Source organism: Actinomyces sp. HMSC065F11 (assembly GCF_001813085.1).
Lineage (GTDB): Bacteria > Actinomycetota > Actinomycetes > Actinomycetales > Actinomycetaceae > Gleimia > Gleimia europaea.
Window position 1 is genome coordinate 1 of the sequence record NZ_KV811462.1, and the last position, 654, is coordinate 654.

At 54.9% G+C, this 654-nt stretch carries 1 protein-coding gene; it reads right to left on the bottom strand.

Annotated elements, in window-relative coordinates:
• The coding region (locus HMPREF2891_RS00245) for a VaFE repeat-containing surface-anchored protein (protein WP_186822270.1) at positions 1–654 on the bottom strand (654 nt) is incomplete at both ends.

Consider the following 654-nt stretch of genomic DNA (forward strand, 5'->3'; position numbering starts at 1 on the left):
CGAAGGCAACAGTGGTCTTACCAGCAAACAGGGCTGCGTCTACCTCGAAGGCGACTTCGACACTGCCGTTAGCGGTTTCGGGTGTGAACTTCGTGGTTGAAGTGATTTCCTTACCCGCTCCGTCAAGCATGGGCTTGCCGGTGTCCTTATCCATGAGCGTGCCAACTACTTCGTATTCCTTACCGGGTTCAAGGTTGGTGTAGGTAACCACGTCTGTAAGCGTGCGGGTGCCGTATCCAGGGACCGGGCCGCGCTGCTTTTCGTACATGAGCGTGGTGTGAATACCAGGCTCACCTGCGATAGTGAACTGCTCGGTAACGTCCTCTACAGAAGTAGCTAGTGGGGCTACGCGGTCATCACCAGCGAAGGTAGAGATGAATACGTAGGTGCCAGCTACTAGCTTGCCGTCCGCACCAGTCTTAGCGATCCAGGAAGTATCACCAATGCTGGGGTAGAAGCCGTTCTTGGCTGGAATGGTGACGGTTTCACCGATCTTTTCAGCCTTGTCACGGTCCGCCTCGGTTACTTCAAGGCCAGCGGGGAAGAACAGCACCTCGTGAGAGATTTCTTTCTCGTCTGCCTTAAAGCCGGCAGCGCCTTCAAAGTTAGGGTGATCCTTGGGCATGCCGGTTACAAACACGTCATCTACCAGGT